This window comes from Ligaoa zhengdingensis (assembly GCF_014384885.1).
Lineage (GTDB): Bacteria > Bacillota > Clostridia > Oscillospirales > Ruminococcaceae > Ligaoa > Ligaoa zhengdingensis.
This window is the reverse complement of the sequence record NZ_JACRST010000009.1, coordinates 34964-49350: the sequence shown is the minus strand read 5'-3', so window position 1 is coordinate 49350 and position 14387 is coordinate 34964. Positions and strand designations below refer to the sequence as shown.

At 58.3% G+C, this 14387-nt stretch carries 15 protein-coding genes; 6 read left to right on the top strand and 9 right to left on the bottom strand.

Going from position 1 to position 14387, the window contains the following annotated elements:
- Positions 1–61: 61 nt before the first annotated feature.
- Positions 62–1024, bottom strand: coding sequence for a GDSL-type esterase/lipase family protein (locus H8711_RS07425; protein WP_249282840.1), 963 nt, complete (start codon positions 1022–1024; stop codon positions 62–64).
- Between the two features lie 168 nt (positions 1025–1192).
- Here H8711_RS07425 and yaaA point away from each other — a divergent pair, with 168 nt between their 5' ends.
- Positions 1193–1948 (top strand): peroxide stress protein YaaA, encoded by a 756-nt coding sequence (gene yaaA / locus H8711_RS07420; RefSeq protein ID WP_249282839.1) that lies wholly within the window; start codon positions 1193–1195, stop codon positions 1946–1948.
- Positions 1949–2005: 57 nt separating this feature from the next.
- On the opposite strand, the gene H8711_RS07415 is transcribed toward yaaA, so the two are convergent.
- Genes H8711_RS07415 through H8711_RS07400 form a run of 4 tightly spaced genes read right to left on the bottom strand, consistent with a single transcriptional unit; the run spans position 2006 to position 5669 of the window.
- The gene (locus H8711_RS07415) at positions 2006–2845 is read right to left on the bottom strand and encodes a hypothetical protein (RefSeq protein WP_249282838.1); all 840 of its coding nucleotides are present in this window, start codon (positions 2843–2845) and stop codon (positions 2006–2008) included.
- Positions 2846–2869: 24 nt separating this feature from the next.
- Positions 2870–4060, bottom strand: coding sequence for an amidase domain-containing protein (locus tag H8711_RS07410; protein ID WP_249282837.1), 1191 nt, complete (start codon positions 4058–4060; stop codon positions 2870–2872).
- Between the two features lie 18 nt (positions 4061–4078).
- On the bottom strand, positions 4079–5143 hold the full coding sequence (locus tag H8711_RS07405; RefSeq protein WP_249282836.1) for a uridine kinase family protein: 1065 nt from the start codon (positions 5141–5143) through the stop codon (positions 4079–4081).
- Entirely contained in the window at positions 5106–5669 is a 564-nt protein-coding gene (locus H8711_RS07400) for an ECF transporter S component (RefSeq protein ID WP_249282835.1), read from the bottom strand. Before H8711_RS07400 ends, H8711_RS07405 begins: the two co-directional genes overlap by 38 nt.
- 238 nt (positions 5670–5907) lie before the next feature.
- Between H8711_RS07400 and H8711_RS07395 the strand changes: the two genes are divergently transcribed.
- Complete coding sequence (locus tag H8711_RS07395; RefSeq protein WP_249282834.1) at positions 5908–6294, top strand: MerR family transcriptional regulator; 387 nt, start codon at positions 5908–5910, stop codon at positions 6292–6294.
- A 262-nt stretch (positions 6295–6556) separates the two neighbouring features.
- Here H8711_RS07395 and H8711_RS07390 read toward each other — a convergent pair whose 3' ends face one another.
- From H8711_RS07390 to ytvI, 4 genes are all read right to left on the bottom strand, one after another.
- Entirely contained in the window at positions 6557–8098 is a 1542-nt protein-coding gene (locus tag H8711_RS07390; RefSeq protein ID WP_249282833.1) for a recombinase family protein, read from the bottom strand.
- Positions 8095–8259, bottom strand: a complete 165-nt coding sequence (locus tag H8711_RS07385) for a hypothetical protein (protein WP_249282832.1) — start codon at positions 8257–8259, stop codon at positions 8095–8097. The genes H8711_RS07390 and H8711_RS07385 overlap by 4 nt, the downstream gene beginning before the upstream one ends.
- A gap of 68 nt (positions 8260–8327) precedes the next feature.
- Positions 8328–8642 carry a hypothetical protein gene (locus H8711_RS07380; protein ID WP_249282831.1) on the bottom strand — a complete coding sequence of 105 codons (315 nt, stop codon included), beginning with the start codon at positions 8640–8642 and terminating at the stop codon, positions 8328–8330.
- Between the two features lie 155 nt (positions 8643–8797).
- Positions 8798–9898, bottom strand: a complete 1101-nt coding sequence (gene ytvI / locus H8711_RS07375; protein ID WP_249282830.1) for a sporulation integral membrane protein YtvI — start codon at positions 9896–9898, stop codon at positions 8798–8800.
- Between the two features lie 352 nt (positions 9899–10250).
- On the opposite strand from ytvI, the gene H8711_RS07370 reads away from it, so the two are divergent.
- The 4 genes from H8711_RS07370 to H8711_RS07355 all read left to right on the top strand — a co-directional run bounded on the left by H8711_RS07370 (position 10251) and on the right by H8711_RS07355 (position 14342).
- Positions 10251–10691, top strand: a complete 441-nt coding sequence (locus H8711_RS07370; RefSeq protein ID WP_249282829.1) for an ACT domain-containing protein — start codon at positions 10251–10253, stop codon at positions 10689–10691.
- 97 nt (positions 10692–10788) lie between these two features.
- Positions 10789–12033, top strand: coding sequence for a homoserine dehydrogenase (locus tag H8711_RS07365; RefSeq protein WP_249282828.1), 1245 nt, complete (start codon positions 10789–10791; stop codon positions 12031–12033).
- 18 nt (positions 12034–12051) lie between these two features.
- Positions 12052–12942 (top strand): homoserine kinase, encoded by an 891-nt coding sequence (thrB, locus tag H8711_RS07360; RefSeq protein ID WP_249282827.1) that lies wholly within the window; start codon positions 12052–12054, stop codon positions 12940–12942.
- A 188-nt stretch (positions 12943–13130) separates the two neighbouring features.
- Complete coding sequence (locus tag H8711_RS07355; RefSeq protein ID WP_249282826.1) at positions 13131–14342, top strand: aspartate kinase; 1212 nt, start codon at positions 13131–13133, stop codon at positions 14340–14342.
- The last annotated feature ends 45 nt before the right edge of the window (positions 14343–14387 follow it).

The window sequence follows — 14387 nt, the reverse complement described above, 5'->3', positions numbered from 1 at the left end:
GTAACGATCCGCCGACTAACCCAGTTTTCCTTCTTTTCGCAGCACTATGCACACCTCTGTGCTACTCCGCCTCGACTGGCAGGGCGTGTTTGCGCAGATAGGCAAACCATTTTTCATAGTAGGCCGTTCCAAAGTGCATGCCGTCGGTAGGAGAAGCGGAATCGGGCAGCATCCCCTTTTCGTCCTTAAAGCATTCGGCCACATTCAGGTAGTGGATCCCTTTTTCGGAGCAGAGGTCGAGCAAAGCCTCGTTGAACCGGTCGATGCGCGCGTTATCCATGCGGTACCTGTTGTTTTTGGTCACCGGCAAAATGGATTGGATGTACAAAATCGCGTCGGGATACAGGTCGCGCAAGTCGTCAATCAATTTACTATACCGGGTTAAGAACGCCTCCTCCGACTCGTCCCGAATCTCGTTGCCGCCCAGCATCACGTAAATCTTCCGGTAATCCCCGCCGGCGATTGCGTCCATGATCGCCACCTTACTGCCGTCCTTCAGGCGGATGGCGGGCGAGGTGTACACCGAGGCCAGGTTGATATTTTGCGCCGCCAGCACCTTGGTGTTGGCCATCACACCGTACAGCGCAATACCGCTGGTGATCGAATCCCCGACAAACACCGCATCGTCGAAGTAGGAGTTATCCATCTCCTCGCCCTCCGGCACCAGTGCGTCGCCAGAGAGCGGAGCGGGCTGTTCGCCGGACGGTTCCTCCTCCGCGGAGGACGCGCCGCTCTCCTCCGGTTCGGCCGCCAGCTCCTCCGATGAGAGGGACTGTGAGGAGGACGGCTCAGGGAGACTCTCTGGTTCCGATTGGGACCCCGGCTCGGGCTCCTGACTCGACAAAGAAGAGGGCATTACCACCGCGGAGGATTCCGCCGGGATCACCTCGGACGGCGCGGCCTCGTCCGGCCGCAGAGCCAGGCACAGCACCGCCGCTGCAATCAGGCCCACAGCCAGCGCCGCCCCGGCTGCAATCCAACCGGTGCGCAGGCTGCGCCTCGTTGATTTATGATTAATCATCATCGTTTCGCCCCTTCTATTTGATATAAGCCGCATATTTCGGCAGATTCCGTCACCGCCATTACTGCCATTATAGAAGAGTTTTTCCGCGATTGCAAACCATTTCCGTTTTCATCCGGTTGCATGTGGCAAAGCGGCGTGTTATCATAGGGGAAAAAACGAGGAGACCCTATGATTGCGATCATTTCCCCGGCCAAAAATATGGTGCAGGCCCAGGCGGATGGGGTATATCCGTCCCGGCCGCAATACCGCGCGCAGACCGCGCGGCTGCATCAAATCCTGAAGGAATACACCCCCTGGCAGCTCGAGACACTGATGAACATCAATCCCCAGCTGGCGTTCAGCGCATTCGCCGCTTATCAGGCGTTCGACCCCGATCTGCCCGGCTCGCCCGCGCTGCTCGCCTACCGTGGATTGCAATACCAGAACATCGCCGCGCTGGACTTCACCCCGGATGACTTCGCATTTGCCGACCGCCATCTGCGCATCGTCAGCGCATTTTATGGCCTGCTGCGCCCCAGCGACGGAATCCTTCCCTACCGGCTGGAGCTGCAATGCAAGCTGCGCGTGGACGGCGAAAGCCTGTACAGCTTCTGGGGGGACCGGCTCTGTCGGGACCTGTTTGCCCCAGGCGAGACGGTCATCAATCTGGCTTCGGGGGAATATTCCCGCGCTTTTCTCCCCCACCTGCGGGAGGGCGACCGGATGATCACCTGCGATTTTCTTGTGCCCAAACGGGACCGGCTGCGGATGCTGCCCACCGCCGCCAAAACCGCGCGGGGGCAGATGGCGCGTTACCTGGTAAAAAACCGCATCGACGACCCGGAAGCGCTCAAGCAGTTTTGCTGGGGTGGGTATCGGTTCCTGCCGCGCCTTTCCAGCCCGTCCAAATTCACCTTTGTCCAGTGCCCCGAGGGAGAGGATTGATGCAAAAAGGCCATGTGGAATCGGATTCGTCCACATGGCCTTTTCTCTTTGCCCCTTTTAGTCGTGATCGCACAGGCTCAAAAACTTCTCTATCGTCTTTTTGCAGACAGCATCGACCTGATTAAAATTCATATTTGCCGTATAGAAGCGCTCCAGCTCGTCATGGATCTCCTTGGCCTCCGCCAGCAGGCGGCTCGCCTCCCCCAGCAGCTCCGCGATCGCCTTGCGGTTGAACGAAAGGCGCTGTTTTTTGGTGCGCAGCCCATCCATATCCATAAAGCGGCGCGCATGGACGCAGCGGTAGCTGTCGATCTCAAAGGGATGGTAGCGGTTCGCGGTCAGGAAGCCAACGCCCAGCTCGGGGATCAGGATATGCTCCAGTTTATCAAACGGAGAAGAGATGCAGTAACATGAAATGATATCCAGCCCGGCGGATAGCGCGTGGGACCGAAGCGCGTTCATCAGCAGGCGCGACGCAGCGCCATATTCGTCTTCCACGATATATAAGCGGTTGCACAGCGCTTCAGGCGTATGCGCAAATGTGGTGACCCCCTGCGCGGTGACCGCGCTCAAAAAGCGGATCGTCTCCCGGCCACGTTCCATCCCTTTGCCGCGGAATTCCTTGTGGGCCACGCGGGCCGCATAGCGCGCGATCTTTCCCGCGTCCACATAGTCCGCAGCGAGGCGGGCGCTGTCGTTGAGCAGTGAACCTGCGGCTGCTAAAAAACGGCAGCAGCGTTCGTGGCAGCGGGAGTTCCGTTTGGCGGCATCCATCACGCCCTCGCGCACCGCCTGCATGGCATCCTCGTCCCAGCAGTTGGTCAAATTGACCACCGTCTCATATGCGCCGGGATATTGGGGTTCGATCACATGGGCGAGGCGTGCGCAATATAACAACCGTTTCTGGCGGCTGCGCCAGCGTCAGGCAAACAGATAGCACGGCCGAAAGATGCGGGTTTGTACATTCACCAAATCGGAGTAATACACCAGACACGCCGGCGAATTCTGTGCCAGCAATAGGCGCTCGCCGTCCGTCACGATCAGGATGTGATTGTATTCATCCTCGTCACCCGCCCCCTTGGTGCGGGTCTGCATCACATCGCCCGCCTGCGCCGAAGCGATAGAGGGAACGACCTGTCCGCCCATGCCGCCGTTTTCCACAGCGAACCGCCAAAAGGAGTTGACGCTCTCCCACGCGGCGGAACCTCCCCCGCTGCCGCCGAACCACTCGCCGGTCATCTCATCGCCGAAGCCATGGCTGAGCGCCTGGGAGACAAAATTCTGGCAGTTCCCCTGCCAATCGCCGATGTGATAAAACTCAGAATTGGACTTCGCCATGTAGCGGTTGGCGTAGTCCACCGCCGCTTCCGCGTTGTAGGGCGCGGCCCCCGGCGGGGTCGCAACGGCCTGTGCCGCCTGTGCGGAGGAAAATTCCAGCTTGAGCTCCGCGAGCATCTCCTCCTCAGAGGGCAGAGTGAGCTCCCCTGCAAAGCGCAGGCTGCGCACCGAGCCGGGGTAATAATGGCGGATAATCTTCCAAATACCGCCCTCCCGCTTGAGGAATACGGTATGCTGGGCGTTGACAGCGAAGGTGGGGGGATAGGCCCTCCCCTCCTCGCCGGAGATGCGGAAATGGTAGACCTCGTCGTAGTCGGTCTCCATGCGGCTGCTCCAAAACGACATCCGGTCGTCCTCCGGCTGTTCCTCATAGAGGATGGTGTAGGGGAACACCTCGGTTTCCACATAGCAGAGGTCGTTTTCGCGCAGCAGCCTGCGGCGCTGATTCAGAATTTGCAGCCAGGTCAGCAGATTCCGGTTCTCCATCTGGTTTAGATCCAGCAGGCCGCTGATATCGATGTCGGAAAGGCTGGTATAGGCCTGGTATTGCTGATCGAAGTAAGCTGCGATGGTCTCCTGCGCCGTGAGCCCTTCCTCCGGCTGGTACACCTCCCGCTGCTGTTCGGGGGCCGTCTCAACTGGAAGCTGTATTGCAGAAGCCGCAGACGGCTCGGAGGACGCGCTTATCCCTTGGGCGGCCGGCGGCTGCGCCGGAGAGCAGCCGGCCAGCAGGACAGCCAGCGCCAGCGCTGCAAATTTATCTTTTTTCATCATGACTATCCCTCATTTGTCTCAACCGTTGGAAAAGCGCAGATCGCAGCGCTCCGCGATTGAGAAGGTTTTAAAATAGTTCTCTTCCATCGGAATCCATTCGGACGCAAAGCGCCGCGCCATCTCCTCCCCGTTGCGGGCGAAGATGCGGCGCATCTGTTCCTGAGGATCGACCGATAAAAAGACCTTGAGATCGTAGGCATCCGCAAGCGCCGGGTGGAGGCTGTAGGAGCCCTCGACAATGTTGATCGGGCGGCGCCCCACCGGGACCGGCTCGCCGAGGGTGCGGCTGTCGCAACGGTACGGCCGGTAGGAAAACGGCTGACCGCTGCGGAGCGGCGCCAAAACCTCCCGGTAAAAACGCTCGTGATCCACATTCCCGCCCGGCTCAGCCAGCCGCTCGGCGGTGCGCTGCTCCGGACGCAGGAAGAAGTGATCCATCGGCAGAATGTTGCACCCATAGACCAGTTGCAGCAGCGCGGCGAGGGTGGTCTTTCCCGAAGCGCAGTTTCCATCGATCGCCACCAGAACCCTGCCCTTCTCCGTCAGCAAGCTGTCGATGCGGCAGAAAAGCTGTAAATAGTCGCAGAAAGGCTGCTCCACCACCCGGTAGGCGGGGGCGTAAGCTGCGCGGAACTGTGCGCTGTGCCGGAATGGCCGGCCTTTTCCAGTTTTCCACACTTCAATCTGGCGGCGCACCTCCTCCGCGTCAAAGGGCAGCGCTCCGTCCCGGCAGAGCTGCTCCAACACGGCGGCCTTCCCGAGAAAGCCGTCCCGGCTGCCCCGCAGACGGACAGCGGAAAGCTCAAAAAAGCGGTGTAGGGTATTTAGCCGGAGCCTCTCCCGGTGTAGCACCCGCAGGTGGATACGGCAGAGGCCGTTGCCGATCCGCTCTATAAAAGGCCCATCGTCCTGTTTCGCAGGCAGCCTGTCCGATTCCTCTTTCAGCCGGTTCCGGCTTTTCATCGGGTCATCGATCAGGTGTCCGCATCCGAACTCGTTTTGATAGAGCAGCTTGAGCAGGTCGACGGGCTGGGCAAGCGGATATTCAGCGAGTTGTCGTGCCAACAGCGGCAGCAGATTCATAGCCCAAAACTCCCATCCTTTTCAGTGAATACATGACGGCCGGAATCAGCATCAATTGCAGGATAATGCCGGGCGCGGCGCTGAAAAATGCCCCGCTCATGAACAGCTCCCAGGTGAACGCGCTGCCTGTAACACCCGAAAGCAGCACGCGAACCAGCCCCCAAACCAACCGGCCGGCCACCATCGCCGCACCTAAAGAGAGGTAAACACCGCCGATCCTCTGCGGCAGGCGGCTGTAAAGCAGACCGATCACAATGCCATAGGTCGCCAGCTCGAAGGCCATGGCGACGCCGGTGGGAAAGATCGGCGGCATTCCAAACAGGAAGAAGCGCAAAATCGGCAGGACAAACCCCACCGCGCCGCCATACTTCCAGCCACAGATCAACCCGCAGAGCAAAACCGGCAGGTGCATCGGCAGAAGCATGTTCCCAATCTGCGGGATCTGGCCGGTCAAAAACGGGAGCAGCAGCCCAAGCGCCAGGAAGAGCGCGGCCAGGGATAGACGTTTCATCAATTTGTTTTGCATCGGTGTTCCTCCTCAATCAGTCGTCAGGGTGCGGAGGCCCGCCCCCAATTCCATTTGTTAGGCTCTGTTGCCAGCATAAACCTTTAAGTGAGCTCCAAGTCAAGTAAACGATTTGTGAACAGGGCCGTCCCCACATAAATTTAATGGGGCCTCAAAAAAAGATTGACTTGGAGTGGGCTCCAGGGATTACAATAGGAGACAGAAAAATCCTTGTCCAAATTTCAGGGAGGTTGTTGCAATGACGATCACAGAAGTGAGCAAACAATATGATATCCCCGCCGACACCCTGCGCTATTACGAGCGGATTGGCCTGATCCCCTCCGTCCCGCGCTCCAAAAGCGGATTCCGCGACTACGACGAGGAGAGCTGCCGGTGGGTACAGTTTGCCAAATGTATGCGCAACGCAGGAATTCAGGTGGAGGCATTGATCGAATATGTGGATCTGGTGCAACAGGGGGACGTCACCCGGGATGCACGCAAACAGATCCTGCTGGAACAGCGGGATCTGTTGCAGGCAAAGATCGCAGAAATGCAGGAGACCCTGCGCTTTCTCGATACAAAGATCGACCGCTACGAGCAGTGGAATTCTGAGTTTGAGAAAAACATCCTGAAGTCGTCGCAATGATCTATCCCCGGCGAGAACCAGTTACATAAAAAAACAGAGGCGGTCCATCTGGAACGATCAGACAGGGCCGCCTCTCTTTTAAATAGAACCTTGCTCCGCATTCTGTCTCAAATTAGCCGCTCCTTGCCGTCAAACATATCGCCGGGAAATTACATCCGCCCGTTTTCAACCAGTATAACAAAATTCTTCCGCTTTTCCCAGCCAAATCGCTAAAAATCTGGAGGAAATCCGCCAACAAGGGCCCGCTCGCTCTGTTTTCCGCTCAGATACGCCAATAGATGCGAATATTTTGCGTGCCGTCCGGCTGCCGCTCCCCGATCTCAACGAAATCGATCAGCAGATCGACTAGCCGCTGCGGCATTGGGTCGAGCCGGAGCAGCGCCTGTATCTCTTCTCCGCCGTCTGATGCAGGCGACCCCGCCTCCCTATCCGCCCACTGCAAACGGTTCAGCCGCGTTTCCAGCCGTTCCTTCTCCTCCAAAAACCTCCGGTTCATCTCGGCGAACTGTTCCCGCCCGATCAGTCCGTCTACCCTGTCCAGATACAGCGAGCGCAGCGCATCCTCCCGCCGGGCAATTTGACTTTGCAGCGCGAGGCGCTCCTTTTGCAGCCCTGGCCGACGGGACAGCAACTCCTGCCGCAGCCCTCCCCGTTCGGCGTCGTACCATGCATCCACATAGAACCGGACGCGTTCCTCCACCGCGGCCGTCAGGTCGTCCAAGCGCACCGAATGGCGCGCACATTGTGGGGCGCGCCGCGATGCGGCATACAGTCGGCATTGCAGATAGCTGTGCTGCGTCCCCTTGTATCGGTGGGAGACCTTAACCATGCCGCTTCCGCAGTCCGCACAGCGCACCTTGCCCGCCAGCAGGTGGGGCTTCCCCGCGGCGCCCGACCGGGTGCGCTGCGCCAAAAGCCGCTGCACCGTGTCGAAGGTCTCCCGCTCGACGATCGCCTCGTGAGTTCCCGCCACGCGGCTCCACTGGTCCTGTGGCAGGCTGACACAGGCTTTTGCCTTGTAGCTCACCCTGCGCTTGACACCCTGCACCATCGTGCCGGTATACATCTCGTTGCGGAGAATGCGGCCCACTGTGGTGCGGCTCCACAAGCCTTCCCCGTTCCCCGTTCCCCCATTGTGGTAGTTCCAGCCCTTTTCCCGCTTATATGCCGTGGGATTGGGCAGCCCCCATTCGTTTAACCGCTCTGCGATGCGCTGCTTCCCCAGGCCCTGCAGGCACAGGTGAAAGATCGTCCGAACCACCTCAGCGGCCGGTGGGTCGACGATCAGCCGGTTGTGGTCGCCGGGCGCCTTCTGATACCCGTAAACGGGGAAACTGCCGATATATTGCCCGGCGCTGCGCTTCTGGGCGAACACCGCCCGGATATTTTCCGACAAGTCCTCTAAATACCATTCGTTGATAAGGCCGTTGATCTGCCGGGCCTTCTTGTTCCCCTTGAGCTCGGTGTCGATGTTGTCCACCACCGCCACAAACCGGATGCCCCAAAGTGGAAACAGGCCGTGGATATATCTCTCCACCAGCTCCATATCGCGCGTGAAGCGCGACTGCGTCTTGCACAGGATCACCTGGAACCTGCGGCTGCGGGCCGCCTCCAGCATGGCGTTCCAATCGGGGCGCTCCCGGTCGACGCCGGAGTAATCCTCGTCGCAGTAGATGCGGTAGACCACCCACCCCTGCCGCGTCGCGTAGTCCATCAGCATCGACTTCTGGTTTTGGATGCTTTCGCTCTCGCTGGCCTTCCCCTCGTCCTCCTTGCTCAGCCGGCAATAGATGGCGCAGGTCAAGGGGTGTCACCCCCTGTCGGTGCGGCGGGAACTTCGGCCGGACCGGCGCTTTCCATCGCAAATCGAAGGTAGCGGTCAACCGCATCCTGCAAATTTTGCTTTCGCTCCCGCTCATCCTGAGAGCGGAAGGTCTCAGAGATTGTAAAGACGGTGTTTTTCATGGAAGTTCACCTCGCCACAGCCTATGAACCGGACAAAACCGGGTATGCCTATGGGGTGGCGGTGCGGTTCAATTATTTGTTTCTGTTCCCCCCGCATGGGGCGGGGTACCATCGGCAATCGAAGCCTTGATGTTATGTACAATCACTGCATCCAGCGAATCGACATCCGACGAACAGTGAATCAGCTCCATCCGGTCGCAGCGGCCGGAGAGCTCCGCGGCCAGCTTTTTCATCAGGCTGCTCTTTCCAGTGCCAGGCCCCCCTTTGATGACAAACTTTCGCCATCCATCCTCCGGGTCGGCCAACTGGTCAAATCTGGAAACAAAGCCTTGCGGCGTATTCGCACCCAAGAAAAATTCTACGGTAGGTTTCCCATTTTCCATCGATGATTCCTCCTGCAACATATTTGGTTCTTCCCGGTTTATCCTATGTAAATTGACCTCCTTTTGACACAGGGCGGAGCAGATGGACAAAATATTCACGCCAAACAGCCCGCCGCCCGGAGGACCACTGATCTTCTCCGGGCGGCGGGCTTCTTCTATTTCGGCGGAACAGCGGGCGGGCTGTTGTCCCACAGGTGAATTTTTCCGCTGTCGTTCAGGAATTTAACAATTAGCACGAGCAGCGGTGCGAGAAACAAACCGATTGCGCCCAACAGCTTGAGACCGAAGAACATCGAGGTGATGGTGACCAACGGAGGCAGACCGATGTTATCCCCCACGATTTTGGGCTCGATGATGCTGCGCACCACCGTGATGATCCCGTAGACCACCAGTAGCCCGATCCCCAAAAAGCGGTTGTCCTGGATAAACGCCAGCACCGCCCACGGAATCAGGATGAGCCCGGTCCCCACAGCGGGCAGCAGGTCGGCCGCCGCAATGCCCAAGGCCCACCATCCGCTGCCCTTCACCCGCAGCAACGCGAGCCCCGCCCACACCTCTACAAAGGTGATGGCGAGCAGCAGCAAGTAGGCCCGCGCGTAGCGAAACACCGTCTTGACCAGGAAATCCTTGATCTCGAACAGCATCCCCCTGTGGCGTTTGGGTACCAACCGCGCCAGGAAGCTGACCACGTTGTTGTAATCCATCGAGATAAAAAAGGAGGAAAGGATGGTGAACAAAAACGTCAGCATCAGTCCAGGCAGACCGCTCACCAGCGCGCCCATCCCCCCGATCAGGCGCTCGGAGAGTCCCCCGACCACGGTCGTCGTCTGTTCGGAGATCATCTGCGCAAGGGTGCTGAATTCCTCGCTGAGCTGGGGGAAGAAGCGGCCCAACAGTCCGGAAAACCAGTCGCTCAAGCTGCCCGCAGCCGGCAAAAACGAAGATTCATAGAGCTCGGGCAGGGTGAGGATCAGCCGCCTCAGGCCGACCACCAGCTGAACCACCCCGAGCCATACCAGGGCGGCGAGGGTGGCATAGGCGCAGAGCAGCACCATCACCGCGCAAAACCGGCGGGTCGCGCTGGACATCTGATAGACCAGGTTGACCAGCGGCTTGAGGGCAAACGCGATGCAAAAGCCCAACACCAGCGGCAGCAGCCACCAGACCAGGTATTTGAGCGCAAAGACAGCCAGCGCTGCGACCAGCACCACGTACACCACATCGACGATAAATTTGATCTTCTTTTCTCCGGTCATGTGCATCCCGCCCCGCCCAGTTTGTTTCTTTCCTAATAATATGTCTGCGAACCGGCTGGATATGAAATTTGTCCAGATTCCAAAAACAGCCAAAAAATTTCTTTCGGTCCCGCGCAGGGATTTCTGGCGATATCCTCCAAAGGTACGTCTTTTGGGGCAAAAATAATGTTTGAATCAACAATTGTATGAAGGAATCAAAAGAAAACAGGAGAAAACAAGAGATAATTTAAAATAATTTGAAAATTTTCGTTTGAAATAAAAAATATCGTCCATTTTTAGAATTGTGCGTTTTTCACAACAATGATATATTGTATATCATTACGATACAAATGTGCTTGGAGGATGTACAGACATGGATCACCCAAAATATCTTCTGGTGGACACCTCCGTATTGCCGGAGGTATTTTTAAAGGTTATCAACGCCAAAAAGCTGCTCGCCCAGGGGAAGGTGAAGAGCGCCAGCGAGGCCGCCCGCATCGCCGGGATTTCGCGCAGCGCCTTTTACAAGTACAAGGACTGCGTGCAGCCCTATCACAGCAAAATCAGCGACCACATCGTCACCATCTACGCGTCGCTGGCGGATGAACCGGGGGTGCTCTCCTCAGTGATCTCCCAACTCTATAATTCGGGGGCGAATATCCTCACCCTCAACCAGAACATCCCGGTGGATTCGGTCGCTCATGTTTCAATCTCGGCCAAGGTTGGTTCGATCACCTGCTCGGAGGAGGCGCTGGTGGATCAGATCCGCACTTTGCCCGGCGTTGTGAACGCCAAGCTGCTTTCAGGGAATTGAGCAGCGGTTCGCGGCCAGGATTCCCGCCGCGGGTAAAAAATATAATCGAAACGGGCCGCGCAGCATCCCGCTTGAGGCCCGGTGTGGGGGTAATGAAATGTTAAAAATTGCAGTCATGGGCCATGGTGTGGTCGGTTCGGGTGTGCTGGAGGTCTTTTATAAGAACCGCGCCGCCATGGAACGCAAGGCCGGCACCGAGATGGACATCAAATATGTTTTGGATCTGCGGGATTTCCCCGGGCTTCCCTACTCGGATAAATTCATCAAGGATTTTGAGCTGATCGCAAACGATCCCGAAATCCGCGTGGTGGTAGAAGTGATGGGCGGGCTGGACCCCGCATTTTCTTATGTCAAGCGCTGCCTGGAGGCGGGCAAAAGCGTGGTGACCTCCAACAAGGAATTGGTCGCGGCCAAGGGCGCGGAGCTCCTGCGGGTGGCCAACGAACACGACGTCAACTTCTTCTTTGAGGCGAGCGTCGGCGGCGGCATCCCGATCATCCGCCCGCTGCACGCCTGCCTGGTGGCCAACCAGATCGACGAGATCGCGGGGATACTCAACGGCACCACCAACTTCATCCTCACCAAGATGATCCGCGAGGGGATGTCGTTTGACGACGCATTGGCGCTGGCGCAGCAGCTCGGCTATGCGGAGCGCAACCCCGCCGCGGATGTGGAGGGATTTGACGCCTGCCGTAAAATCTGCATTTTGGCCTCCCTTGCGTTCGGCCGGCATGTCTACCCCGAGGAGGTGCACACTGAGGGCATCACCCAGCTCACGCTGGAGGATGTGGAGTACGCGCGCGCGTGGGGCGGTGTGATCAAGCTAATCGGCCGGGCCAAGCGCCTGCCAAGCGGCAAGGTGGAGGCGATGGTCAGCCCGGCCCTCGTCGGGAACGATAGCCAACTGGCGAGCGTGGACGACGTATTCAACGCGGTGCTGGTGCGCGGCGACGCAACCGGCGACGTCGTGTTTTACGGCAAGGGCGCGGGCAAGCTGCCCACAGCCTCGGCCGTGGTGGCCGATGTAGTGGATGCGGTGAAAGCGCAGCACAGCAGCACATCGCTGCGCTGGGAGGACAATCCCGCGCATGACACTGTGCAGGGCTACTTTGACAATGAGGTGAGGATGTATGTCCGCATCTCCTACGACAATTTCGATAAGGCGATGCGCGCGGTGGTCGATCTGTTCGGAGGCGTGAAGCCCCTCTACCGCAGCGGTTCGGAGGACGAAATGGCGTTCATCACCGGTGTCTGCACCGAGCGCGAGATGACGCAGCGCCTGGACGCGCTCGCTGCGCGGGGTATTCCTGTGCTCGGCAAAATCCGCGTGCTCGATTACTGAGAAAAGGGAAGATTCGTCATGATTAAAGTACAAATCCCGGCCACCAGCGCCAACATCGGCGCCGGCTTCGACTGCCTGGGCCTGGCGGTCTCGATGTACAACTATGTCACCATGGAGGAGCAGGAGGGCGTCGAGATCATTTCCAGCGACGGCAAGCCCATCCCCACCGACGAGACCAATCTGGTCTACACCAGCGCCAAATATATCTACGACCTGTGCGACAAGCCGCTCAAGGGCCTGCGCATCGAACAGGTCAACAACATCCCCATGGCGCGCGGCCTGGGCAGCTCCTCCGCCTGCATTGTGGGCGGCCTGGTCGGCGCAAACGCCATGCTGGGCTATCCGCTGCGCACCAGCGAACTGGTCAACATCGCGGCCACCATGGAGGGCCACCCCGACAACTCCACCCCCGCGCTGCTGGGGGGATTGGTCACGGCGGTACTCAGTAACGGCAAGGTCTACTATGTAAAACAGGAGATCGCTGAGGACCTGCGCTTTGTGACCATCATCCCGGACTTTGAATTGAAAACCAAGTTTGCGCGCGAGGCGCTGCCCAAGGAGATTCCTCACAAGGATGGGGTGTTCAACCTCTCCCGCGCGGCGCTGATGTCGGTTTCGCTCTACTCCCGCAACTATCAGAACCTGCGCATCGCGGCGGACGACCGCCTGCACCAGCCCTACCGCCTGTCGCTCATCAACGGCGCGCACGAGGTGCTCGATTTTTCTTATAAACATGGCGCCTACGCCTCGTATATCAGCGGCGCGGGCAGCACCTTAATGTCGATTATTTCCTCGGGAAACTTCGAGTTTGAAAATACCGTCCGCGAATTTCTGCGCGAACAGGGCTACACCGGCTGGCAGGTCAACGTCCTCTCTATTGACAACATGGGTACGCGCATCGTTCCCTGACGCTGGCAGGCAAAAATCAGCCAAAAGAACTTGTAAACTGCGGCCTTCGGCTGTAATATAATAAAGTATCCGATCAAGCGACTGAAAATGAGGTATGGAAAAGCGCGCCCTGGCTTGAGGGCGCACAGCGGCGCGAACCTAGATAGACCCACCGCGCGCCGTGTCCTGAAACTTTAGGAGGTAAGAGAATGGGCCTGATTGTTCAGAAATTCGGCGGCACCTCGGTGAAGGACGCCGAACGCATTTTTAACGTGGCGAGGATCGTCACCGACACCTACGCCCAGGGGAACAACGTGGTTGTGGTGGTCTCCGCGCAGGGCGACACCACCGACGACCTGATTGAAAAGGCGAAGGAGATCAACCCGAACGCCTCCGAGCGCGAAATGGATGTGTTGCTCTCCACCGGCGAGCAAATTTCCATTTCCCTGCTCGCGATGGCGATCGATAAGCTCGGATTCCCGGTTAAGTCCCTCACCGGCTGGCAGGCCGGCTTTCTGACCGACTCCAGCCACACCCGCGCGCGCATCCGCCGCATCAACAAGGAACGGCTGGAAAACGAGCTGAGCAAGCGCAACATCGTGATTGTGGCCGGCTTCCAGGGCATCAACCGCTACGACGACATCACCACCCTGGGGCGCGGCGGCTCGGACACCAGCGCCGTGGCGCTGGCCGCTGCGCTGCACGCGGACAACTGCCAGATCTACACCGATGTGGACGGCGTCTACACGGCCGACCCGCGGCTGGTTCCCAATGCGAAAAAGCTGGATGAAATTACATACGACGAAATGCTCGAGCTGGCGACGCTGGGGGCGAATGTCCTGCACAACCGCTCGGTTGAGATGGGCAAAAAGTATTCGGTTCCCATGGAGGTGCTGTCCAGCCTGGAAAGAAAGCCCGGCACACAGATTAAGGAGGTAATTAAAGTGGAGAAAATGTTGATCAAAGGGGTTGCGCGCGACAATGACGTGGCCCGTGTCTCGATTGTTGGCGTGCCCGATACGCCGGGTATCGCGTTCAAGGTGTTCTCGCAGCTCGCTGCCAAAAAGATCAACGTGGACATCATCCTCCAGTCGATCGGCCGAGACGGCACCAAGGACATCAGCTTCACCGTGTCTCGTTCCCACAAGGACCTCGCCATGGAGGTGCTGGGCGACATCAAGGAGAACTTGAACGCCCACGACGTGGTGTGCGACGACAACATCTCCAAGGTCTCGGTGGTGGGCGCTGGGATGCAGACCAATCCGGGCGTCGCCTCCAAAATGTTTGAAGCGCTGGCCGATGCGGGCGTCAACATCCAGATGATTTCCACCAGTGAGATCAAAATTTCGGTGTTGATCGACCTCAAGGACTCCGAAAAGGCGCTCAATGCGATCCACGACGCGTTCATCAACGAGGATTAATTTACCTTTTTATGACCGAAAGGCCGCTCCGATTTTGTTGTCGGG